The following is a 22488-nucleotide window of genomic DNA, read 5'->3' as shown; positions in this document are numbered from 1 at the left end:
CCCGGTGCCGGACTCCGGAACGGGCGCTGTCACCGGCACCGGCACCGGCACCGGCGCGGACGCCGCTCCTCACCCACGGTGACGGGCGCCGGCTCCGTTTGCGGAGGCGCGGAGCCCGGGTTTGAGTGTGGGTGCCCCCCCACGCCCTCCAGGAGCACTGACATGTCGATGGCGTTTGGTTCCTCCTTCGGCCCCTCCGACCCGTTCGGCGACCTGCTGAACCGATTCTTCGGAATGTCGCCGGCCTCGTCGCCGCCGGCCGTCCAGCGGGTCCCCATCGGCCGCCTGCTCACCGAGTCCTCCCACGAACTCCTCAACACGGCCACCCGCAAGGCCGTCGAGGACGGCACCACCGACCTCGACACCGAGCACCTGCTCTGGGCCGCCACCCAGGTCGAACCCACCCGCAGGCTGCTCGCCCGGGCCGGCGTCGACCCCGGCGCGCTCGCCGACCAGATCGCCAAGGTGCTGCCCCACGAGGCCGCGGAGCCCTCCGCGGAGCCCGGCCTCACGCCCGCCGCCAAGCGGACCCTCGCGCTCGCCCACGCCACCTCGCAGGCCGCCGGCGTCTCGTACATCGGCCCGGAGCACATCCTCGGCGCGCTCCTGGGCGACGCCGACTCCGGTGCCTCCAGGTTCCTGCGCGCCGAGGACCTCGACGTGTCCAAGCTGCGCGGTGTGACCGACCAGGCCGCGCGCGGCGGCGACACCACGGCACCGGCCGCCCCCAAGCAGCCCGCCACCACCCTCGACGAGTTCGGCCGCGACCTCACCGACGAGGCGAAGGCCGGCAAGCTCGACCCGGTCGTCGGCCGCGCCGAGGAGATCGAGCAGACCATCGAGATCCTCTCCCGCCGCTCCAAGAACAACCCCGTCCTGATCGGCGAGCCCGGCGTCGGCAAGACCGCCATCGTCGAGGGGCTGGCCCAGCGGATCGTCGCCGGAGAGGTCCCCGACACCCTCAAGGACAAGCGGGTCGTCTCCCTCGACCTCTCCGGCATGGTCGCCGGGGCGCAGTACCGGGGGCAGTTCGAGGAACGCCTCAAGAAGGTCATCGAGGACGTCCAGAAGTCCGAGGGCGCGATCATCCTCTTCATCGACGAACTGCACACCGTCGTGGGCGCCGGCGCCGGCGGCGAGAGCTCCATGGACGCCGGCAACATGCTGAAGCCCGCGCTCGCCCGCGGCGAGCTGCACGTGGTCGGCGCGACCACCATCGACGAGTACCGCAAGTACATCGAGAAGGACGCGGCCCTCGAACGCCGCTTCCAGCCCGTCCTCATCCCCGAACCCACCGTCGAGGAGACCGTCCAGATCCTCGAAGGGCTCCGGGACGCGTACGAGGCCCACCACCAGGTCCGGTTCGCCGACGGCGCGCTCGCCGCCGCCGCCGAACTCTCCGACCGCTACATCAGCGACCGCTTCCTCCCGGACAAGGCCATCGACCTGATGGACCAGGCGGGCGCCCGGGTGCGGCTCCGCGGCGCGGGCCGCTCCACCGAGGTGGTCGGCCGCGAGGACCGGCTCGCCAAGCTGCGCCGCGAGAAGGACCAGGCCGTCGCCGCCGAGGAGTTCGAGAAGGCGAAGGAGCTCAAGGAGGAGATCGCCGAGGTCGAGGGCGAGCTCGCCGGCATCGAGGAGCGCCGCGAGGGAGTCGTCTCCGTCACCGCCTCCGACATCGCCGACATCGTCTCCCGCCGCACCGGCATCCCCGTCGCCCAGCTCACCACCAGCGAGAGGGAGCGCCTGCTCAAGCTGGAGGAGGAGATGCACGCCCGGATCGTCGGCCAGGACGAGGCCGTCACCGCCGTCTCCGAGGCCGTCCGCCGCAACCGCGCCGGCATGGGCGACCCCGACCGGCCGGTCGGCTCCTTCCTCTTCCTCGGCCCGACCGGCGTCGGCAAGACGGAACTCGCCAAGACCCTCGCCGAGCTCCTCTTCGGCGACGAGGACCGGATGATCCGCTTCGACATGAGCGAGTTCCAGGAGAAGCACACCGTCGCCAGGCTCGTCGGCGCCCCTCCCGGGTACGTCGGCTACGAGGAGGCCGGCCAGCTCACCGAGAAGGTCCGCCGCCAGCCGTACAGCGTGGTCCTCTTCGACGAGGTCGAGAAGGCCCACCAGGACGTGTTCAGCACCCTGCTCCAGGTCCTCGACGACGGCCGCCTCACGGACGGGCAGGGGCGCACGGTCGACTTCCGCCACTGCGTCGTCATCATGACGTCCAACATCGGCGCCCACCGGATCATCGCGCACGAGGGCGACGCGGCCGAGCTGAAGGACGAGCTGATGGAGGACCTGCGGGGCCGGTTCCTGCCCGAGTTCCTCAACCGCATCGACGACATCATCGTCTTCCACAGCCTCACCGAGCGGGACCTCACCGAGATCGTCGAGCACCTCCTCGACCGCAGCAAGCACCGCGTCCACGCCCAGGGCATGACCCTGGAGGTCACGGAGGCGGCGACCAGGCTCCTCGTCGCCCACGGTTACCAGCCGGAGTTCGGCGCCCGTCCGCTGCGCCGCACCATCCAGACGGAGCTCGACAACCGCGTCGCCTCACTCCTCCTCGGCGGCGAGGCGGGCCCCGGCGACACCATCGTCGCCGATGTCATCGACGACTCCCTCCACTGCACCGTCCGCAAGGGCGAACCCGCCGCCGAGGGGACGGACTCCGCGGCGGCCGCGTAGGACGTCCGTGCCGGCGGCCGGAGAGGAACTCCCTTCCGGCCGCCGGGCAGGACCTCGGGGCGGAGCCCGTTCCGGCGGTCGCGCGGACCGCGGACCGTGGGCCCGCCGGCACCGACCCGGCGGGGACCGTCACCCCGACGGCTCGATCACGACCTTGAGGTGCTTCATGATCGGCTGGTCGCTCTGGGTGCTGTGGTCGCCGAGCGCGCACAGGACGTTCATCTCCGGCATGTACCCCGCCGCGCAGCCGCGCGGGATGTCGTAGGGAACCGCCAGATAGCCGTGCAGGGAGCGCCGGCTGCCGTCCCGGGCGATCGCCGTGATGTCGACGGGGGCGAGTTCGGTGATGCCCCGCTCGCGCATGTCCGCGCGGTTCATGAAGACCAGCGTGCGCAGCTTCCTGACGCCCCGGTAGCGGTCGTCGTCGGAGTAGATCGTGGTGTTCCACTGGTCGTGCGAGCGCATCGTCCCCAGGGCGAGCGTGCCGGGCTCCGGGACGACGTCGGGCAGCGGCGCGGCCGAGAACTCGGCCTTCCCGGAGGGCGTGAGGAAGACCAGCTCGCGGGCGGGCTGCTTGATGCGGAAGCCGAGCGGAAGCCGCACGCGCCGGTTGAAGTCCTCGAAGCCGTCGAGCACGCGGGCCATGGTGTCCCGGATCCGGTCGTAGTCCTCCACGTACCACGCCCACGGCGTCGCGCTCTCCGGCAGCGCCGCCTGGGCGATGCCCGCGACGATCGCCGGCTCGGAGAGCAGGTACGGCGAGGCCGGCCGCTTCATGCCGCGCGACAGATGGACCATGCTCATCGAGTCCTCGACCGACGTCGCCTGGTCGCCCCTGCGCTGCTCGTCCTTCTCGGTGCGGCCCAGGCACGGCAGGATCAGCGCCGCCCGGCCGTGCACCACGTGGCTGCGGTTGAGCTTGGTGCTCACCTGGACGGTCAGCTCGCAGTTCCGCAGCGCCTCGTACGTGACGGGGGTGTCGGGCGCGGCCAGCGCGAAGTTGCCGCCCATGCCGACGAACACCTTCACGTCACCGCGGCCCATCGCCTCGATGGTGCGCACGGTGTCGAGGCCGTGGGCGCGGGGCGGGTCGATCGCGCAGACCTCGCCGAGCCGGTCGAGGAACGCCTCGGCGGGGCGGTGGTCGATGCCGCAGGTGCGGTTGCCCTGGACGTTGCTGTGACCGCGTACGGGGGAGGGGCCGGCGCCCTCCCGGCCGAGGTTCCCGCGCAGCAGCAGGAGGTTGACGATCTCCCGTACGGTGTCGACGCCGTGCTCGTGCTGGGTGACGCCGAGGCACCAGCTGACGATCGAGCGGTCCGCCTCCCGGTACACCCGGGCGGCTGCGAGGACGTCGTCGCGGCCGAGCCCGGACTGGAGCTCGATCTCCTCCCAGGGCGTCTCCTCGCAGACCGCCCGGTAGGCGTCGAATCCGGCCGTGTGCCGTGCGATGAACTCCCGGTCGAGCGCCTTCGGATCGGACGCGGCCTGTTCGAGGACCGCCTTGGCCATCCCGCGCAGGAGCGCCATGTCGCCGCCGATCCGCGGCTGGAGGTTGAGCGTCGACGTCCTCGTGGCGTGGAAGGTCGCCATGTCCTTGAAGTCGTGGGGGATGATCGCGCGGGTCGCGGCGGCCTCGACCAGCGGGTTGACGTGCACGATCCGGGCGCCACGGTCGTACGCCTCGGCGAGCGCGGTGAGCATCCGCGGCGCGTTCGACGCCGCGTTCACCCCGAGGATGAAGAGCGCGTCGGCGGTCTCCCAGTCGGCGAGGTCGACCGTCCCCTTGCCGGTGCCGAGCGAGGCCTGGAGGGCCCGGCCGCTCGCCTCGTGGCACATGTTGGAGCAGTCGGGGAGGTTGTTGGTGCCGAGTTCGCGGGCGAGCAGCTGGTAGAGGAACGTGGCCTCGTTGCCGAGCCGGCCCGAGGTGTAGAAGGACGCCTGGTTCGGGTCGTCCAGCTCGCGCAGGGTGCGGCCGACGAGCGCGAAGGCGTCCTTCCAGCTGATCGGCACGTAGTGGTCGGTGCCGGGGTCGTACACCATGGGCTCGGTGAGCCGGCCCTCGTCCTCCAGCGCGTGGTCCGTCCATCCGGCCAGTTCGGTCACCGAGTGCGCGGCGAAGAAGTCGCGGCCGACCCGCTTGCGGGTCATCTCCCAGGTGACGTGCTTGATGCCGTTCTCGCAGATGTCGAGATGGAGGCCCTTGGTGTCGTCGGGCCACGCGCAGCCGGGACAGTCGAACCCGGTCCGCTCGTGGTTCATCTTCATGATCGCCCGGGGGCCGTCCACGGGCAGCGCGCCCTCCCGGGCCATGAACCGCGTCACGCTCTTCGCGGCGCCCCAGCCGGCGGCGGGGTGGTGGTACGGGCGGACCTCGGGCTCGCCGTCGGGGACGGGACCGACGCGCGGCTCCACGCCGTCCTGCTGCTTGGCTCGGTCGAGGCTCATGGGCCCGCCACCCTTCCGGCGCACCGCGCGCGGGGCACGGGGCGACGCGTATCGGCCCCCTTCCGGCAGGCTATGCCGGGCCCTGGGCCGTCGCCATTCGGTCGCGCGGAGGCCGGTGAGTGGCTGCGTGGCGGGCCTCCCGTGGATAGTCTGGCGGCGATTTGCCCGAAAAGTAGATCTTTACATAGATAGTGCCGCTATCTACCCACTGCCTCTATTCCTTCAGTGCCTCCATCCCCACCGATGCCGCTCTGTCGACGGGAGTCGCATGGCCGTCCCCCAGTCCGTTCCCCAACTCGTCCTCGGACCTCCCACCAGGGCCGCCGTCTTCCTCACCCTCACCGTCGCGCCCGGCAGGGAGGCCGAGGTGCGCGAAGGGCTCCAGGAACTGTCCGGACTGAGCCGATCCGTCGCCTTCCGCGCGCGCGACGACGCCCTCGCCTGCGTCGCCGGGCTCGCCTCCGACGCCTGGGACCGGCTCGTCGGCGGACCCCGCCCCCGCGAACTGCACCCCTTCACGCCCCTCCAGGGCCCCCGGCACCGAGCCCCCGCCACCCCCGGCGACCTGCTGCTCCACCTGCGGGCCCGGCGCGCCGACCTCTGCTTCGAACTGGCCAGGATCGTCCTGGACCGGTTCGGGGACGCCGTCACCGTCGTCGACGAGGTGCACGGCTTCACCTACTTCGACGACCGCGACCTCCTCGGCTTCGTCGACGGCAGCGAGAACCCCACCGGACCGGCCGCCGCCGACGCCGTCCTCGTCTCCGACGAGGACCCGGCCTTCCGCGGCGGCAGCTACGTCGTCGTGCAGAAGTACCTCCACGACCTCACCGCCTGGAACGCGCTGAGCACCGAGGAGCAGGAGCGCGTCATCGGCCGCGCCAAGGCCGACAACGTCGAGCTGCCCGACGACGCCAAGCCGGCGGACTCCCACGTCGCCCTCAACACCGTCGAGGACGAGGACGGTGAGGAACAGCGCATCGTCCGCCAGAACATGCCCTTCGGACGGCTCGGCACCGGCGAGTTCGGCACCTACTTCATCGGGTACGCCCGCACCCCCGCCGTCACCGAGCGGATGCTCCGCAACATGTTCCTGGGCGACCCACCGGGCAACACCGACCGCATCCTCGACTTCTCCACGGCGGTCACCGGCGGCCTCTTCTTCGTCCCGAGCGCCACCCTCCTCGACGACCTGCCCGCCCCGGGAGCCCCGCAGCTCGCCGAGATCGAACCCGCCGATCCCGCCGATCCCGCCGTCGCGGACCACGCGGCGACCGGCCCCTCCGGCGTCCCCGGCCCGGAGACCGTGCCCGCCGACGCCGTACGCCCCGGGGCCTCCCTCGGCATCGGCAGCCTGAAAGGAGCACCGGCACCATGACCACCGTCCCCGGCACGCCCCCGACCACCGGCAACCTCCACCGCGAACTGGCCCCGATCACCCCCGCGGCCTGGGCCGAGATCGAGGAGGAGGCCCGCCGCACCTTCCGCCGCAACGTCGCCGGCCGCCGCATCGTGGACATGCCCGACCCCGCCGGCGCCGGACTCGCCGCCGTCGGCACCGGCCACCTCACCGACCTCGACCCGCCCGTCCCCGGCGTCCTCGCCCGGCTGCGCGAGGTCCGCCCGCTGGTCGAGCTCCGGGTCCCCTTCACCGTCGACCGCTCCGCCGTCGACGACGTCGAACGCGGCGCGAAGGACTCCGACTGGCAGCCCGTCAAGGACGCCGCACGCGCCCTCGCCCTCGCCGAGGACCGCACCGTCTTCGACGGCCACGCCGCCGCCGGCGTCCGCGGGATGCGCGCCGCCTCCTCCAACCCGGCCGTCGCGCTCCCCGTCGAGGCCGCCGACTACCCCGACGCCGTCAGCCGCGCCCTCACCGCCCTGCGCCTGGCCGGAGTGGACGGCCCGTACGCGCTCCTCCTCGGCGCCGACGAGTACCGGGCCGTCAGCGAGACCTCCGACCACGGCTACCCCATCGCCGCCCACCTCGGCCGCATGCTCGACGGCCCGCCGATCTGGGCGCCCGCCCTGAAGGGCGGCCTCGTGCTCTCCACCCGCGGCGGCGACTTCGAACTGCGCCTCGGCCAGGACGTGTCCATCGGCTACACCCGGCACGACGCCGACACCGTCGAGCTGTACCTGCACGAGACCCTGACCTTCTTCGCGTACACGGACGAAGCCGTGGTCGTCCTGGGGCCGTGACGCCGTGGCCGGCTGGTCCTGGCGGTACGCGGCCCCGCGCCTCGGCGGCGCCGGGGTGCTCGGCGCCGCCGTCGGCGCCGTCACCGGCGTGCTCGCCGACACGGCCCTCGGCGTCCTCTCCGGCATCGCCGTCGCCGAGACCGTCTTCGTCGTCACCGGCTGGATCGTGCTGTGGCCGATGGACGCCGCCACCACCCACCGCAACCTGCGGCGCGAGGAGTTCCGCCCGGTCGTGGAGGAGCTGGCGGTGGTCGGGGCCGCCCTGTGCGGCCTCGTCGCCATCGTCGCCCTGCTCCTCGTCGACTCCGGCTACAGCCGGGCCGCCGCCGCGACCGCCCTGTGGGGCGTCTTCATGGCCTGGGCGGCGCTCCACCTCATGTACGCCACGCGGTACGCCTACCTGTACTACCGCCCGCCCGAGGGCGGCATCGACTTCAACTCCGACGCCCGCCCCCGCTACGTCGACTTCCTCTACTTCTCCTACAACCTCGGCATGACCTACCAGGTCTCGGACACCAACGTCTCCGACTCGGAGTTCCGCGCGGTCGTCCTCCGCCACTGCCTGCTGTCGTACGTCTTCGGCGCCAGCATCCTCGCCACCGCGATCAATCTGGTGGCCGGCATCGTCACCGGCTGACGGCGCCGCGGCAAGACCGGTGGCACGCGCGCGCGTGCCACCGGGCCGATCCACGCGGGGCCCGGGGTGCATGCCACCGCGCTGATCGCGCACGAGGACCTGGTGAGCATGCCGCCGTGCCCCCGTGCCCCCGTGCGCGGAGCCCCGGAGTCCCTCCGCCCGGACGCCCCCCCCGCCCGGGGACCCGGTGTGCGGGCGCGGGCCCGCTCCCGGCAGACTCGCCCCCATGAGCAGCACGCGCCCGCGCCCCACCCGCCCCGCCGGGACCACCCCCACCGCCGTCGTGGTCGGCGCGGGCCCCAACGGGCTCGCGGCCGGCGCCCTGCTCGCCGAGGCCGGCGTCGAGGTCACCGTCCTGGAGGCCGCCGACGCGATCGGCGGCGGCACCCGCACCGACGAGGCGATCCTCCCCGGGCTGCTCCACGACCACTGCTCGGCCGTCCACCCCCTCGCCGTCGCCTCGCCCGCCCTCCGACACCTCCGGCTCGACCGGTACGGGCTGAACTGGCGGCTCCCCGAGATCGACTGCGCCCACCCCCTCGACGACGGCACGGCCGCCGTCCTCCACCGCTCGGTCACCGAGACCGCCGCCGGTCTCGGCGCCGACGCCGCCCGCTACCGGGCGCTCCTCGGCCCGTCGGTACGCCGCTGGGAGGCGCTCTCCGGGGACGTGATGGGACCGCTGCTGCGCGTGCCCGACCACCCGCTGCTGCTCGCCCGCTTCGGTCTGCCCACGGTCCTGCCCGCCGCCGCGCTCGCCCGCCTCTTCCGCACCCCGGGCGCCCGCGCGCTGTGGGCGGGCGTCGCCGCCCACGCGTACCGCCCGCTGACCGACCCGTTCAGCTCGGCCATCGGGCTCGGCATCCTGACCGCGGGGCACGCCGCCGGCTGGGCCGTCGCGGAAGGCGGCTCGCGGGCCATCACCGACGCCCTGGCCGCCGCGCTCCGCGCCCACGGCGGCCGCATCGAGACGGGCGTGCGGATCACCGACCGCAAGCAGCTCCCGCCCGCCGACCTCACGCTCCTCGACCTCGACCCCGCGCAGGTCGCCGGCGTGTACGGCGACGAGCTGCCGGCCCGGACGGCGGCCGCGTACCGCCGCTTCCGGCGCGGCCCGGGCGCCTTCAAGGTCGACCTCGCCGTCGAGGGCGGCGTGCCCTGGCGCGCGGAGCCGGCCCGCCGCGCCGGCACCGTCCACCTGGGCGGCCCGCTCGCCGAGGTCGTCCGCGCCGAACGGGAGGTCACGGACGGCCGGATGCCGGAGCGCCCCTTCGTCCTGGTCGGCCAGCAGTACCTCGCCGACCCCTCCCGCTCCGTCGGCGACGTCCACCCCGTCTGGACGTACGCGCACGTGCCCCACGGCTACGGGGGCGACGCGACCGACGCGATCCTGGCCCGGCTCGACCAGTTCGCGCCCGGCGTCCGCGAGCGGATCGTCGGCATGCGCGTGACCCGCCCCGCCGACTTCGCCGCCGCCAACCCGAACTTCGCCGGCGGCGACATCCTCACCGGCGCCAAGACCGTCCCCCAGCTCGTCCTCGGCGCCCGCCCCGCCCTCGACCCCTACGCCACGGGCCTCCCCGGCGTCTACCTTTGCTCCGCCGCGACCCCGCCCGGCCCCGGCGCCCACGGCATGTCCGGCGCGGGCGCGGCGACGGCGGCCCTGCGTCACCTGGGCATCCGCCCGCCCTGGCGCTGAGGGGGGGGGGGGGGGGGGGCTGCCTGCCTGTCCTGCGCCCGGCCTGCCGCCGCTCGCCGGTCCGAGATCTTCCGTCACGGCGTGCCGTCGGCCCCGAAGCACCGGCGCGCGTGGGTCAGGAAAGCGCGGACGGACGGTGGCTGGACGGGCTTCCAGACCAGGGCGAGGAGGGCCGGCACGTCGGCGTCGGTGAGCGGGAGGACGGTCATGCGGTCGGTGTGGGACTCGGCCATCGACGCGCTGAGGACGGCGACGCCGAGGCCCCGCGAGGCGAGGTCCGCGAGGGCGTCGGAGGCGCCGGCCTCCAAGGCGATCGAGGGGCGGAGGCCCCGCGCGGCGCACGCCTGGTCGAGGACCGCGCGCAGTCCCGTGCCGGGCGGCATGCAGACGAGCGGGTGGGCCGTCAGTTCGTCGAGGGAGATCTGTCCCCGTCCGGCCAGCGGGTGACCGGACGGGACGGCCGCGACGAGCCCCTCGGTGATGATCGTCAGCGCGTCGAGCCCGTCCGGGGTGGCTGCGGCGGTGCCGATGAGCGCCAGGTCGAGGGTCCCGCCGCGCACGCCGTCGACGAGCCGGTCGGAGTTGTCCTCCCGGAGCAGGATCTCCACCCCGGGGTGTGCCGTGTGGAAGGCGGCCAGCGCGTCGAAGAGCGGCGTGACGGTGCAGCCGACGACCATGCCGACGGTCAGCCGGCCGCGTACCAGGCCCGTCACCTCGTCCACCGCACGGCCGACCGCCCCCGCCGAGGCGAGCGCCGCGCGGGCGTGCGGGAGTGCCGCCTCCCCGACGGCGGTGAGCGTGACCGTCCGGGCCGACCGGTCGAACAGCTCGGCCCCCAGCTCGTGCTCCAGCCGCCTGATCTGCGCGCTGACGCCCGACTGGCTGATGTGCACCCGCTCGGCCGCCCGCGTGAAGTTCCGCTCCTCGGCGACCGCGACGAAGTACTCCAGCTGCCTCAAATCCATGACCGCTGATTCTAGTAGGCAGCAGAACCATCTGTTGGACTTCTGATTGTGGGGCCGCGAGGCTGGAGGCACGGAAACCACGAGGGAGGAACCCGATGCCGGAGTACGAGAAGGCCATGCGTCCCGAGGACATCACCCGACTCTTCGTCGAGCGGTCCAACGCGGGCGACGCGGCCGGCGTCGCCGCGCTCTACGCCGAGGACGCCGTCCTCGCCTACCCGCCGGGCGAACTCACGGTCGGGCGGGAGGCGATCCGCGCCCTCTGGGAGCGGGTGCTGGCCGGACGCCCCCGCTTCGAGCAGGAGCAGCCGCTGCCCACGCTGGTGAACGGCGACATCGCCCTCACCTCGACCCCGCCGAAGGACGGCGCCGGCGCCCGCGCGCAGGTGGTCAGGCGCCAGGCCGACGGCAGCTGGCTCCGGGTGCTCGACCAGCCCGAGTTCGCCCCGCCGACCCGGTGACACGTCTCCACCGGGGTGCTGACACGTCCCACCGGACCGAGGACGTGATTCCACGGGACCGAGGAGGCGTTCCCCCGGGACCGTACGAGGCGCGGTGCGCGCCGGGCACGCGCGCGTGGGCGGCTAGGACCGCCACCAGGGCTCGCGTACGTAACGGCTCCCCGTGCCGGTGCACCCCAGGCCGTCGGAGATCTCCTCCGCGTCCAGGTTCCAGCCGACCACGCCGTTCCCCTTGCGGCTCAGCTCGATCAGCCGCGCGTCCGAGGTGCGGGTCCCGTCCGTCACCCGGCACGCCACGATCGAGGTCCACGCCTGTCCGTCGAGCGCCGAGGCGAAGAACAGGACCGGCAGCACGGCGACGGTGAGGAGCAGGGCCACGAGCTGCTCCCCGGCCGCCGCGCGGCGCAGCCACGGCGGCGGGTCGTAGCGCGGATCGTGCGAGGCGGCGTGCGCGCGGTCGCCGTGCGAGCGGTGCGGGCGGCGTCGCCCGGTGCGGTACTCCACGACCACGCCCCTGCGGAGCGCGAACGCGGCGAGCGCCGTGCCGAGGCCCCACCAGGGGCCGAAGAGGCACGTGTCGATCACGCCGAACGCGAGCGGGTTCAGGAGGGTGATCCCGAGCCGGCGCAGCCGGGCCGCCCGTCCCCGGCCCGCGGGGACGGCTCCGCGTGACGCGAGGACGGCGAAGACGACCCGGGACACCACCACGGCGAGCACCGAGCCGAGCAGCGGATCGGTGATCACCATGCCGAGCAGCACGTCCGGCCAGTTCGCCGGCTCCATGCCGACGAACACGTCCCGCACGGCGTCCCCGCCGCCCACCGTGTACGCGACCTTGGCCACGGGCACGGCGAGCGCCAGCGCCAGGAGCACGCCGTGCCCCGGGCCGCCCTTCCGGTCGGTCCGGCGCTCCTCCTCCAGATCCCGGTCGGCGACGGTGTCGGCGGGGCCGGTCAGGAGCCGCCGCCCCGCGCGCCCACCGAGAGGACGACGGCGGTCGTCCGGCCCAGCGGCGTCGCGTACGTCACGCTGTCCCCGGCCACGTGCCCCAGCAGCGCCCGGCCGAGCGGGCTCGCCGCCGTCACCAGGGCCGGATCGTCGGCGTCCGCCAGCTCGCCGATGTGCACGGTCGACTCCGTGCCGTCGCCGAACCGCACGCCCACCGTGCTGCCCACACCGACCTCGCCGCTCGACGGCGGCCCGGCGGCCGACCCCTCGCGCAGCCGGCCCTCGATCTCCTCGATCCGCGCGTCCAGCCGGTCCGCCTCCGTGGCCCGCTGCAACTCGTCGGCCTGATCGGCCCGGTCGCCCGGCTCGTCGGCGTCGCCGAGCGTGGAGGCGACATTCGCCCGCTCGGTGCGCAGCTCGGACAGTTCGCGGTCGAGCGCCGCGCGCGCGGCTTCGCTGAGGGGCTCGGGTCCAGAGGTCATGACTGCTCCCGTCGTGCGGTGGCGGGGACGAAGACGACGCCTCCATTCCCACATCTCCATGAAAGTCCGTCAAATCGCACGAATTCGACCATATGGTCGATGCCCCTCACGGAGCAGGCCTGGCGTACCCCCGGGAGCCGGGACGCCGGCGCGGCCGCGATGATCGACGACTCCTCATGTCGAGGGGGGTCTCGCCGCACACGGGGGGCCTGACGGGGGCGTCCGTGCGGGAGGGTGCCCGCCTTTCCCGCAGGCGGCGCGTGCCCGCCGACGACGAGGCCCGAGGGCCGTGCGCGCCCGAACCACCCGGGGGGCGGCGGAGATCGAGGTGGATGCATGATCCTGGATCCAACATCCAACCCGATCTCCCCGACGCGCAGGGTCTGTTCAGCCCCACCCCGCGTAGCCTGAACCCATGAGGCAGGACGCCGATCCCGGGCTCTTCGGCCCCCGCTCCGTGACCTGGCAGCTGCACGGCGACCCGGTCATGTGGATCGCCGGGGTGCGGGCGCTGTACCTCCAGGCCCTGCACCCCGTCGCCGTCCGGGGAGTCATGATCAACAGCAGCTTCCGGGAGGACCCCTGGGGGCGGCTCATGCGGACGGCGAGCTTTGTCGGGACGCTCAGCTACGGGACCACGGAGGCCGCGGAGGCGGCCGGCGCGCGCGTGCGGCGGATCCACCGGCTGCTCGGGGTGGACGACCCGGAGCTGCTCCGCTGGGTGCACTGCGCGGAGATCGACTCGTACGTCTCCGTCGCCCGCCGCTCCGGGCTGCCGCTGACCGGGGAACCGGCCGACCGCTACGTGGACGAGCAGCGCACCTCCGCGCGGCTCGTCGGGCTCGACCCCGGGACCGTACCGGCCACTCGGGCGGGGCTCGCCGCGTACTTCGCCTCCGTGCGGAGCGACCTCACCGCCGGCGAGGACGCGCTCGCCGTGCTCGACTTCCTGCGCAGGCCGCCCGTACCGCCCGCGCTGGTCCCGGGGCGGGCCCTGGTGTGGCGGCGGATCAGCTCACTGGCGTACGGCACCCTGCCGGACTGGGCCCACGAGCTCTACGGCCGCCCCGTACCGCCCGCCGAGACCGTCACGCGCCGTCTCACGTCCACCGCCCGCCTGTTGCGCCGTGTCCCTGCGAAGGTGCGGTGGCGGCTCCCGCCCCGGCACATCCTGCGCGCCATGGACCGGCTCGGGCCCGACACCCGACCCGACCCGTACACACTGTCCGAGGCTGCGGCCATACTGGACGGGCCGGACAGCGTGCACGGAAACGACGGGGGCGGCGGCACACGATGGGGGACATCCGACTGATCCAGGGGCGCTACCGCCTGCACGAGGTGATCGGCCGCGGCGGCATGGGCGAGGTGTGGCGCTCCACGGACGAGGCACTGGGCCGCGGGGTCGCGGTCAAGTGCCTCAAACCGCTGGGCCCGCACCAGGACGCGGGCGTGCAGACCGTGGTGCGCGAGCGCTTCCGCCGCGAGGCGCGGGTCGCCGCGGCGCTCCAGCACCGGGGCATCACCGTCGTCCACGACTTCGGCGAGTACGAGGGCGTGCTCTTCCTCGTCATGGAGCTGCTGGAGGGCCAGAACCTCAGCCAGCTCCTCACCGCCAACGCCCGGGACCCCCTGCCCGTCGACGAGGTCGTCGACATCGCCGACCAGGTCGCCGACGCCCTCGACTACACCCACCGCATGGGGATCGTGCACCGCGACCTCAAGCCCGCCAACATCATGCGGCTGCGCGACGGCACGGTGAAGATCTGCGACTTCGGCATAGCGCGCCTAGGCGCCGACATGGGGTTCACCTCGCGCCTCACCGGCACCGGCATCGCCATGGGCACCCCGCACTACATGTCGCCGGAGCAGATCGGCGGAGGCGACATCGACCACCGCAGCGACCTGTACTCGCTCGGCTGCGTGCTGTACGAACTCGCCACCGGGGCACCGCCGTTCGACCTCGACGACTCCTGGGCCGTGCTCGTCGGGCACCGGGACACCGTGCCGAGCCCGCCACGCACCCACCGCTCCGAGCTGCCCGACTACTTCGACCGGCTCGTCGTCGACCTGCTCGCCAAGATCCCCGACCAGCGCCCGCGCGACGCCTCCGACCTGCGCCGCCGGATCGTGACCGGCCGCACGATCGGCGGCGGGGGCCACCACCCGCCGAGGGTCCCCGACGACCCGCCCCGGGCCACCGACGGGGCCGGTGCGGTCCAGGTCGTCGAAGCCGGCGCCACGCCCGCGTGGGCCCGGGCCGTCACCGGCGGGCCCCGCCCGGCCCCGCCCGGCGCGCCCCGGCCCACCGGCCACGACCCGGCCGCCGCCGTCCTCACCACCGAGTGGACCACCGCCCGTCCCGGCGCGGACGGTGCCGGCGGCCTCGCCCGTCCCACCACGGACGCCACGCCCGAACTGCTCGCCGTGCTCGCCGCCCGCCACCGGGCGGGCCTCGGCCTCGGCCGGCTCGGCCGCTGGCCCGAGGCGGAGCAGCTGCACCGCTCCGTCGCCGGGGACCGCACACGGGTGCTCGGCCCCGACCACCCCGACACCCTGACCAGCGCCTACGAGCTCGCCTTCGCGCTGGGCCGGCTCGGCCGCACGGCCGACGCCCTGGACGCCTTCGAGCGCGTCGCCGACGCACGCGCCCGCGTGCTGGGCCCCGACCACCCCGACACGCTGGCCGCCCGCCAGGAGCGCGCCTACAGCCTCGGCCGGCTCGGCCGGCACGCGGAGGCGCACGCGCTGTACGCCGACGTCCTTGCGGTCCGCGAGCGCACCGCGGGCGCCGACCACCCCGACACCCTGCGCTGCCGCCACAACCTCGCGTACACCCTCGCCCGGCTCGGGCGCCTGGAGGAGTCGTACCGCGCGGGCCTGGCGGTCGCCGACACCCGCACCCGGCTCCTCGGCGCGGACCACCCCGACACCCTGGTCACCCGTCACGAACTCGCCCACACCCTGGGCCGCCTCGGCCGCGCCGAGGAGGCCCTGGACCAGTACCGCGCGGTCGCCGAGGGCCGCGCCGCCTCCCTCGGCCCGGACCACCCGGACACGCTCACCGCCCGCTACGAGACCAGCGCCTGCCTGGGCCGGCTCGGCCGGGACGCCGACGCCCTCGCCGTCTGCCGTGACCTCGTCGCCGTCCGCACCCGGACGCAGGGCGCCGACGCCCCGGAGACCCTGCGCGTCCGGCACGCCCTCTCCGTCCACCTCGCCCGGCTCGGCCGCTGGCAGGAGGCTCTCGACACGGCCCAGGCGGTGCACGCGGCCCGCCGCCGGGTCCTCGGCGCGGACCACCCCGACACCCTGCGCAGCCGCCGCGAGGCCGCCGTGTTCCTCGGCCGCCTCGGGCGCTGGGACGAGGCGCTGCCCCCGCTCCGGTCCCTCGCCGAGGCTCGCGGCCGGACGCTCGGGCCGCTGCACCCGGACACCCTCTCCTCCCTCGCCGACCTCACCCACTGCCTCGACCGGCTCGGCCGCCACACCGAGGCGGACGCGGTCCGCCGCGGCACCGGGGCGACGCCCGACGGCCACGGGCCGCCGGGACCGACCGTCCCCGGCGCACCCTGAACCGGCCCCGGCACGCTGATTTAATGACCGGTGTGATCATCGACCGCCTCGGCGACCCCGCCCCCGAGCCCCGCACGCCCTCCGACGGCGAGGACGCCGGCCCCGCCCGGACCGACGTCGACCTGTGGCAGCTCCGGGTGGACCACGTCACCGAGGACGAGCTCGACCCCTCCGAGCTCGACGCCGAGGAGCGGGTCAAGCTCGCCGGCCCCCTGCGCGTGGCGGACCGCCTCCGGTACGGCATCGGGCACGTCGCCCTGCGCCGGCTCCTGGCCCCCCGCCTGGGAATCGCGCCCGCCGAGGTCGCGTTCCGCAGGGAGCCCTGCCCCGGCTGCGGCGCCCTCCACGGCCGTCCGGCCGTGGACGGGCCGCCCGGCGCCCCCCACTTCTCCCTCTCGCACAGCGGGGACGTCGTCCTCATCGGCATCGCCGCCCGTCCGGTCGGCGTGGACGTCGAGAGCCTTCCCAAGGCCGCCACCGTCCGCGACGTGAGCTCCGCCCTCCACCCGCTGGAACGGGCCGAGATCGCCGACGCGGCGGACGCGGCGGAGGCGTTCGCCCGCATCTGGTGCCGCAAGGAGGCCTACCTCAAGGGCATCGGCATCGGCGTGGCCCGCTCCCTCGACAAGGACTACCTCGGCGAGCGCGACCCCTCCGCCCTCCCCGCGGGCTGGGGCGTCCAGGGCGTGCCCACCGCCGACGGACACGCGGCGGCCGTCGCCGTCGAGGGTTCCATGGGACGCGTCCGTACGAGTTGGCTTCCGCCGGCCTTCGTCACCGCCGCGAACGTCGGCGGACCCGCCTGAACAGCGACGACGCCTCGGCGTGAAGCTGAACTGCGGGCGCGCTTAAGAAAACCTCGATGGACCGCGAGGCCTCCGGTACGGAAGATTCGACCCCGAGGATCTTGGGCACGCGCGCGTGCCCTGACCCGTACATCACAGGACACGCACGTCGGGAGCCGTGGCATTGAAGGCGTTGGTCAAGCTGAAGGCGGAGCCGGGACTCTGGCTCACGGACGTGCCCGAGCCGGAGACCGGTCCGGGGGACGTACTGATCAAGGTCAAGCGGACCGGGATCTGCGGCACCGACCTGCACATCCGCTCCTGGGACGGCTGGGCGCAGAAGACCATCTCGACGCCGATGACCATCGGCCATGAGTTCGTCGGCGAGGTCGTCTCGGTCGGTCGTGACGTCTCCGACATCGCCGTCGGCGACCTGGTCAGCGGCGAGGGCCACCTCGTCTGCGGCAAGTGCCGCAACTGCCTCGCCGGCCGCCGCCACCTCTGCCGGGCCACCGTCGGCCTGGGCGTCGGCCGCGACGGAGCCTTCGCCGAGTACGTGGCGCTGCCCGCCTCCAACGTGTGGGTGCACCGCGTCCCCGTCGACCTCGACGTCGCCGCGATCTTCGACCCGTTCGGCAACGCCGTCCACACCGCGCTCTCCTTCCCGCTCGTCGGCGAGGACGTCCTCGTCACCGGCGCCGGCCCGATCGGCATCATGGCCGCCGCCGTCGCCAGGCACGCCGGCGCCCGCAACGTCGTCATCACCGACGTCAGCGAGGAGCGCCTCGACCTGGCCCGCAAGACCGGCGTCTCCCTCGCGCTCAACGTGGCCGAGAAGACCATCGCCGACAGCCAGCGCACCCTCGGCCTCAAGGAGGGCTTCGACGTCGGCCTGGAGATGTCCGGCAACCCGCACGCCATGCGCGACATGATCGCCAACATGACCCACGGCGGAAAGATCGCCATGCTCGGCCTGCCGAGCGAGGACTTCGCCGTCGACTGGGCGAAGATCGTCACCTCGATGATCACCGTCAAGGGCATCTACGGCCGAGAGATGTTCGAGACCTGGTACGCGATGTCCGTCCTCCTGGAGAGCGGGCTCGACCTCTCGCCGGTCATCACCGGCCGGTACGACTTCACCGACTACGAGGCCGCCTTCGACGACGCGGCCTCCGGCAAGAGCGGCAAGATCATCCTCGACTGGACTGCGGGAGCCTGACCCATGTTCGATTCCGTACGCGACGACGTCCGCGCCACCCTCGAAGAGATCCGGGCGGCCGGCCTCCACAAGCCCGAGCGCGTCATCGGCACCCCCCAGTCCGCGACCGTCGAGGTCACCGCCGGCGGCCGCCCTGGCGAGGTGCTGAACTTCTGCGCCAACAACTACCTCGGCCTCGCCGACCACCCCGAGGTCGTCGCCGCCGCCCACGAGGCCCTCGACCGCTGGGGCTACGGCATGGCCTCGGTCCGCTTCATCTGCGGCACGCAGGAGGTGCACAAGGAGCTGGAGGCCCGCCTCTCGGCCTTCCTCGGCCAGGAGGACACGATCCTCTACTCCTCCTGCTTCGACGCCAACGGCGGCGTCTTCGAGACCCTCCTCGGCGCCGAGGACGCGGTCATCTCCGATGCCCTCAACCACGCCTCCATCATCGACGGCATCCGCCTCTCCAAGGCCCGCCGCTTCCGCTACGCCAACCGCGACATGGCCGACCTGGAGCAGCAGCTCAAGGAGGCCACCGAGGGCGGCGCCCGGCGCAAGCTGATCGTCACCGACGGCGTCTTCTCCATGGACGGTTACGTCGCCCCGCTCGCCGACATCTGCGACCTGGCCGAGCGCTACGACGCCATGGTCATGGTCGACGACTCGCACGCCGTCGGCTTCGTCGGCGCCGGCGGCCGGGGCACCCCCGAGCTGCACGGCGTCATGGACCGCGTCGACATCATCACCGGCACCCTCGGCAAGGCCCTCGGCGGCGCCTCCGGCGGCTACGTCGCCGCCCGCGCCGAGATCGTCGCCCTGCTGCGCCAGCGCTCCCGCCCGTACCTCTTCTCCAACACCCTCGCCCCGGTCATCGCCGCCGCCTCCCTGAAGGTCCTCGACCTCCTGGAGTCCGCCGGCGACCTGCGCGACAAGCTCAACGCCAACACCGCGCTCTTCCGCCGCCGCATGACCGACGAGGGCTTCGACATCCTCCCCGGCGACCACGCCATCGCCCCCGTGATGATCGGCGACGCGGCGGAGGCCGGGAAGATGGCCGAACTCCTCCTGGAGCGCGGCGTGTACGTGATCGGCTTCTCGTACCCGGTCGTCCCGCAGGGCGCGGCCCGCATCCGCGTCCAGCTCTCGGCGGCCCACTCCACGGAGGACGTGAACCGCGCGGTGGACGCGTTCGTGGCGGCCCGCGCGGAACTGCGGGGCTGATCTCCGGGGCGGGATCGTGGATCGCGGATCCAATATCCGTGATCCAACGTCCCGGACTCAGCACCCTGGATCCAAGATTCTGGATCCAAGTCCAAAATCCCGGATCCAAAATCCGGGATCCAGGGTCCCTGATGTTGGATCCAATCTCCCCGGCCGTGGGCGCGAGCCCGCCCCACGGCCTGGGAGACTGGGCGCATGATCGAAGCACGGCGGTTGCACATCCTCCGCGCGGTGGCCGACCACCGTACGGTCACGGCGGCGGCCGCCGCGCTGTACCTCACCCCCTCCGCCGTCTCCCAGCAGCTCGCGGCGCTGGAACAGGAGACGGGCCACCGCCTGGTCGAGCGCAGCGCCCGCGGGGCGCGGCTGACACCAGCGGGAGAGATCCTGCTGAGCCACGCCAACGCCGTCCTCGCCCAGCTGGAACGGGCGGAGGCGGCGCTCGCCGCCTACGGCTCCGGGGAGGCGGGGACGGTGACCGTCGCCGCGTTCGCGACCGGTATCGGCCTGGTGGTCGCCCCGGCCATCGCGGATCTCGCAGTCGCGGCACCGGGCATCCGGGTGAGGGTGAGGGACGCCGAGGGCGACGAGAGCCTGCTGATGGTGCTGGACCGGCAGGTGGACGTGGCGGTGGCCGTCGAGTACCGGGGCGCGCCCGGCGAGGACGACGACCGGCTCACCAGGGTCCCGCTCTACGCCGAGCCCTTCGACGTGGTGCTCCCGCCCGGCCACCCGCTCGGATCCACCGACCGCGTCGCGCTCGGCGACCTGGCCAAGGACGCCTGGATCGGACAGTCAGCGGGGAACCCGTGCCAGGACGTGACCGTGCTGGCCTGCGAGTACGCCGGGTTCGCACCCCGCTTCGAGCACGTCTCGGACGACTTCCGGGCCGTCGTCGCGCTGGCCGGCGCCGCTGCCGGTGCGGCGCTCGTGCCCCGTTCGGCCCTGCGCGGCATGGACCTCACGGACGTCGTGGTCCGCCCCGTCGACGGCGTCGCGCCCACCCGCCGCGTCTTCGCGGCCGTACGCAGGGGCGCCGAGGACCACCCCCTCATCGCCCCCGTGCTCACCGCCCTGCGCACGGCCGCCGTCCCCGGACCGGGAGAACTCTGAGAGCCTTCCCGGTGCTCCCGGTGCTCCCGGTGCTCCCGTGGTGGCCGACGGCCCCTCAGTCCGGGGCCGACGGCCCCTCAGTCCGCCGAGCGGTGCCAGCCGGCTGCTTCGACGCGGGTCCCGTCCGTCGGCCGGGCCTCGTCGAAGAGGGTCCGGCCCGAGCGGTCCAGGAGCCGCAGCCCGGTCACGTACACCCCGCGTCCGACGGCGGCGGAGGAGGTGGCGTAGCGGAAGCGGAGGCGGGTTCCGGGTGCGGCCGGCAGAGTCGCGGTGAGGCGGTGCCAGCGGCGGCCGGACCAGCCGTGGGCCGTGCCGTCCGGGTGCGGGAGCGGTGCCGCCGTCCCGTCCACGGGCGAGGTCTCGAAGGGGACGGGGCGCCACCGCGCGGTGGCGCCGGCCGTCGTCTCCAGGACCAGCCGGTCGGTGTCAGGCGTGGTGTCCCACCAGAGGAGAGCGGTGAGCCGGGCCACGCCCGGGTCCGTCGCCGGAAGGGTCAGGGTGACGCCGCCGGGCGCGGTCATCCCCGAGAACCAGGCCGTGGGGCCGCTGCCGTCCGGCGGTCGGACCGGGAGCGCGCGGGCGAGCCGGTCGGCGGCGGCCACGCGCGGGGCCGAGCCGGCGCGCCAGGTGCGGACGGGGTGGACCGCGTTGGCGAGGAGGATCAGGAACGCGTCGGAGTCCGGGGCGAGGACCAGGCTGGTCCCGGTGAAGCCGGTGTGCCCCGCGGTACGCGGGCCGGAGAGGGCGCCCATGTACCAGCGCTGGTCCAGCTCGAAGCCGAGACCGTGCGCGTGGCCGGGGAAGTCCTGGTTGACGTCGGTGAGCAGGAGGTCCACGGAGGCGGGGGAGAGGACGCGGACGGAGCCGTAGACGCCGCCGTTGAGCAGCGTACGGGCGAGGACGGCGAGGTCGCGGGCGTCGGAGAAGACGCCGGCGTGGCCGGCGACGCCGCCCATCGCGTACGCGTTCTCGTCGTGCACCTGGCCCCGCACCATGCCCCGGTCGAGCCTCGCCCACGGACGCCGGGCGTCCTCGGTGGCGGCGATCCCGGGCCGCCACGAGAGCGGGGGGACGAAACGAGTGCGGTGCATCCCGAGCGGAGCGGTGATCTCGTCGTGGAGCAGTTCCTCCAGAGGGAGACCGGTGATCCGTTCCAGGAGCAGGTGCAGCGCGATCAGGTTGAGGTCCGAGTAGCGGTAGGCCGTGCCCGGTGGGTCCAGCGGCGCCTCCTCCCACAGCATCCGCAGCCGCCCCTCCGGCTCCGGCGCCTCGTACAGCGGAAGTTCCGCCCGCAGTCCCGAGGTGTGGCCGAGCAGGTGCCGCACGGTGATGCCGGCCTTCCCCGCCCGCCCGAACTCGGGCAGGTACGCCGCGACCCGCTCCCCGAGTTCCAGCGTGCCCCGCTCGACCTGCCGCACGGCCAGGAGGGACGTGAAGAGCTTGGTGAGCGAGGCGAGGTCGAAGACCGTGTCCGGGGTCATCGGCACGCGCAGCTCCGGGGCGAGTTCGACCGCCGTGTCGCTCTCCTCGTCGTACGCGGCCCACCGGGTCGCCCAGCCGACCGCCCGGTGCAGCGCCACCGTCCCGCCCCGCCCGGCGAGCAGTACGGCCCCCGCGCACCACGGCCGTACCGGGGAAGGACCGAGGAAGCCGCGCAGATCCTCGACCATCCCCTCCAGCTCCCGCCCGAGCAGGCCGGCCTCGGCCGCCGTCCCCCACCGCAACGTCGTACCCCGAGACGGCACCCCACCCCGTCCCCGCTCCGCCGCGCGCCCTTCGGGCCCTCCGCGCCCCGCCTCACCCATCCGTCCGCCTCCGTCCTCGCGCTTCCCGGCGCTTTCCCGTGCTTCCCGTGGGTCCCTGCTCCTCCCCGCGATTCCACAGGATTCCTCGCGGTTCCCCGTGTCGCCCCGCGCTTCCCCGTGCCCCCTCGCGCCTCTGTCGCTCCCAGGCTCCCGGCGGCTAGCTAGCCTAGTAGTGCTTTGTTAGGTGGTCTTGTCACGGCTTGTGTTCGGTAGTTCGCTGGCCGTATGAGGGCTGGGGAACTTGCTGGGGTGCGGGTCCG

At 74.0% G+C, this 22488-nt stretch carries 17 protein-coding genes; 12 read left to right on the top strand and 5 right to left on the bottom strand.

What is annotated here, in order from left to right; translation table 11 throughout:
• Nucleotides 1-162 precede the first annotated feature (162 nt).
• Nucleotides 163-2688, top strand: a complete 2526-nt coding sequence (locus tag ACF1BN_RS29535; protein ID WP_392334648.1) for an ATP-dependent Clp protease ATP-binding subunit — start codon at nucleotides 163-165, stop codon at nucleotides 2686-2688.
• A gap of 129 nt (nucleotides 2689-2817) precedes the next feature.
• Here ACF1BN_RS29535 and ACF1BN_RS29530 read toward each other — a convergent pair whose 3' ends face one another.
• A complete protein-coding gene (locus ACF1BN_RS29530; protein ID WP_392334647.1) occupies nucleotides 2818-5136 on the bottom strand; it encodes an FdhF/YdeP family oxidoreductase in 2319 nt (772 codons plus the stop codon).
• Nucleotides 5137-5404: 268 nt separating this feature from the next.
• On the opposite strand from ACF1BN_RS29530, the gene ACF1BN_RS29525 reads away from it, so the two are divergent.
• From ACF1BN_RS29525 to ACF1BN_RS29510, 4 genes are all read left to right on the top strand, one after another.
• Nucleotides 5405-6514 carry a Dyp-type peroxidase gene (locus ACF1BN_RS29525; protein WP_392334646.1) on the top strand — a complete coding sequence of 370 codons (1110 nt, stop codon included), beginning with the start codon at nucleotides 5405-5407 and terminating at the stop codon, nucleotides 6512-6514.
• Complete coding sequence (locus ACF1BN_RS29520; RefSeq protein WP_392334645.1) at nucleotides 6511-7338, top strand: family 1 encapsulin nanocompartment shell protein; 828 nt, start codon at nucleotides 6511-6513, stop codon at nucleotides 7336-7338. The genes ACF1BN_RS29525 and ACF1BN_RS29520 overlap by 4 nt, the downstream gene beginning before the upstream one ends.
• A 4-nt stretch (nucleotides 7339-7342) precedes the next feature.
• Nucleotides 7343-7975, top strand: a complete 633-nt coding sequence (locus ACF1BN_RS29515; protein WP_392334644.1) for a DUF1345 domain-containing protein — start codon at nucleotides 7343-7345, stop codon at nucleotides 7973-7975.
• 226 nt (nucleotides 7976-8201) lie between these two features.
• The gene (locus ACF1BN_RS29510) at nucleotides 8202-9674 is read left to right on the top strand and encodes a phytoene desaturase family protein (RefSeq protein ID WP_392334643.1); all 1473 of its coding nucleotides are present in this window, start codon (nucleotides 8202-8204) and stop codon (nucleotides 9672-9674) included.
• A 74-nt stretch (nucleotides 9675-9748) separates the two neighbouring features.
• On the opposite strand, the gene ACF1BN_RS29505 is transcribed toward ACF1BN_RS29510, so the two are convergent.
• Nucleotides 9749-10639, bottom strand: coding sequence for a LysR family transcriptional regulator (locus ACF1BN_RS29505; protein WP_392334642.1), 891 nt, complete (start codon nucleotides 10637-10639; stop codon nucleotides 9749-9751).
• Nucleotides 10640-10734: 95 nt separating this feature from the next.
• On the opposite strand from ACF1BN_RS29505, the gene ACF1BN_RS29500 reads away from it, so the two are divergent.
• Complete coding sequence (locus ACF1BN_RS29500) at nucleotides 10735-11100, top strand: YybH family protein (protein ID WP_392334641.1); 366 nt, start codon at nucleotides 10735-10737, stop codon at nucleotides 11098-11100.
• A gap of 123 nt (nucleotides 11101-11223) precedes the next feature.
• Here the strand turns inward: ACF1BN_RS29500 and ACF1BN_RS29495 are convergent, their stop codons facing one another.
• Both ACF1BN_RS29495 and ACF1BN_RS29490 read right to left on the bottom strand, forming a co-directional pair.
• On the bottom strand, nucleotides 11224-12057 hold the full coding sequence (locus tag ACF1BN_RS29495) for a hypothetical protein (protein ID WP_392334745.1): 834 nt from the start codon (nucleotides 12055-12057) through the stop codon (nucleotides 11224-11226).
• Nucleotides 12054-12530: a GreA/GreB family elongation factor gene (locus ACF1BN_RS29490; protein WP_392334640.1), complete on the bottom strand. Its 477-nt coding sequence runs from the start codon at nucleotides 12528-12530 to the stop codon at nucleotides 12054-12056. Before ACF1BN_RS29490 ends, ACF1BN_RS29495 begins: the two co-directional genes overlap by 4 nt.
• Nucleotides 12531-12945: 415 nt before the next feature.
• Here ACF1BN_RS29490 and ACF1BN_RS29485 point away from each other — a divergent pair, with 415 nt between their 5' ends.
• From ACF1BN_RS29485 to ACF1BN_RS29460, 6 genes are all read left to right on the top strand, one after another.
• Complete coding sequence (locus ACF1BN_RS29485) at nucleotides 12946-13842, top strand: oxygenase MpaB family protein (RefSeq protein ID WP_392334639.1); 897 nt, start codon at nucleotides 12946-12948, stop codon at nucleotides 13840-13842.
• Nucleotides 13824-16103, top strand: a complete 2280-nt coding sequence (locus ACF1BN_RS29480) for a tetratricopeptide repeat protein (RefSeq protein WP_392334638.1) — start codon at nucleotides 13824-13826, stop codon at nucleotides 16101-16103. Before ACF1BN_RS29485 ends, ACF1BN_RS29480 begins: the two co-directional genes overlap by 19 nt.
• A gap of 23 nt (nucleotides 16104-16126) precedes the next feature.
• The gene (locus ACF1BN_RS29475) at nucleotides 16127-16909 is read left to right on the top strand and encodes a 4'-phosphopantetheinyl transferase family protein (RefSeq protein ID WP_392334637.1); all 783 of its coding nucleotides are present in this window, start codon (nucleotides 16127-16129) and stop codon (nucleotides 16907-16909) included.
• 163 nt (nucleotides 16910-17072) lie between these two features.
• Entirely contained in the window at nucleotides 17073-18107 is a 1035-nt protein-coding gene (gene tdh / locus ACF1BN_RS29470) for an L-threonine 3-dehydrogenase (RefSeq protein WP_392334636.1), read from the top strand.
• A gap of 3 nt (nucleotides 18108-18110) precedes the next feature.
• Nucleotides 18111-19310, top strand: a complete 1200-nt coding sequence (locus tag ACF1BN_RS29465; RefSeq protein ID WP_392334635.1) for a glycine C-acetyltransferase — start codon at nucleotides 18111-18113, stop codon at nucleotides 19308-19310.
• Nucleotides 19311-19505: 195 nt separating this feature from the next.
• The gene (locus tag ACF1BN_RS29460) at nucleotides 19506-20423 is read left to right on the top strand and encodes a LysR family transcriptional regulator (RefSeq protein ID WP_392334634.1); all 918 of its coding nucleotides are present in this window, start codon (nucleotides 19506-19508) and stop codon (nucleotides 20421-20423) included.
• Nucleotides 20424-20500: 77 nt separating this feature from the next.
• Here the strand turns inward: ACF1BN_RS29460 and ACF1BN_RS29455 are convergent, their stop codons facing one another.
• Nucleotides 20501-22228: a serine hydrolase gene (locus tag ACF1BN_RS29455; protein ID WP_392334633.1), complete on the bottom strand. Its 1728-nt coding sequence runs from the start codon at nucleotides 22226-22228 to the stop codon at nucleotides 20501-20503.
• Between the last annotated feature and the right edge of the window lie 260 nt (nucleotides 22229-22488).

It is taken from the genome of Streptomyces sp. NPDC014861 (genome assembly GCF_043081625.1).
Taxonomy (GTDB): Bacteria; Actinomycetota; Actinomycetes; order Streptomycetales; family Streptomycetaceae; genus Streptomyces.
Note: the sequence above shows the minus strand (reverse complement) of the source record. Positions and strands in the feature narration are given on the sequence as shown.

Coding starts and splice junctions, on each gene's coding strand:
- ACF1BN_RS29535 (WP_392334648.1), top strand. CDS start 163: ATGTCGATGGCGTTTGGTTCCTCCTTCGGCCCCTCCGACCCGTTCGGC.
- ACF1BN_RS29530 (WP_392334647.1), bottom strand. CDS start 5,136: ATGAGCCTCGACCGAGCCAAGCAGCAGGACGGCGTGGAGCCGCGCGTC.
- ACF1BN_RS29525 (WP_392334646.1), top strand. CDS start 5,405: ATGGCCGTCCCCCAGTCCGTTCCCCAACTCGTCCTCGGACCTCCCACC.
- ACF1BN_RS29520 (WP_392334645.1), top strand. CDS start 6,511: ATGACCACCGTCCCCGGCACGCCCCCGACCACCGGCAACCTCCACCGC.
- ACF1BN_RS29510 (WP_392334643.1), top strand. CDS start 8,202: ATGAGCAGCACGCGCCCGCGCCCCACCCGCCCCGCCGGGACCACCCCC.
- ACF1BN_RS29505 (WP_392334642.1), bottom strand. CDS start 10,639: ATGGATTTGAGGCAGCTGGAGTACTTCGTCGCGGTCGCCGAGGAGCGG.
- ACF1BN_RS29500 (WP_392334641.1), top strand. CDS start 10,735: ATGCCGGAGTACGAGAAGGCCATGCGTCCCGAGGACATCACCCGACTC.
- ACF1BN_RS29490 (WP_392334640.1), bottom strand. CDS start 12,530: ATGACCTCTGGACCCGAGCCCCTCAGCGAAGCCGCGCGCGCGGCGCTC.
- ACF1BN_RS29485 (WP_392334639.1), top strand. CDS start 12,946: ATGAGGCAGGACGCCGATCCCGGGCTCTTCGGCCCCCGCTCCGTGACC.
- ACF1BN_RS29480 (WP_392334638.1), top strand. CDS start 13,824: ATGGGGGACATCCGACTGATCCAGGGGCGCTACCGCCTGCACGAGGTG.
- ACF1BN_RS29475 (WP_392334637.1), top strand. CDS start 16,127: ATGACCGGTGTGATCATCGACCGCCTCGGCGACCCCGCCCCCGAGCCC.
- ACF1BN_RS29465 (WP_392334635.1), top strand. CDS start 18,111: ATGTTCGATTCCGTACGCGACGACGTCCGCGCCACCCTCGAAGAGATC.
- ACF1BN_RS29460 (WP_392334634.1), top strand. CDS start 19,506: ATGATCGAAGCACGGCGGTTGCACATCCTCCGCGCGGTGGCCGACCAC.
- ACF1BN_RS29455 (WP_392334633.1), bottom strand. CDS start 22,228: ATGGGTGAGGCGGGGCGCGGAGGGCCCGAAGGGCGCGCGGCGGAGCGG.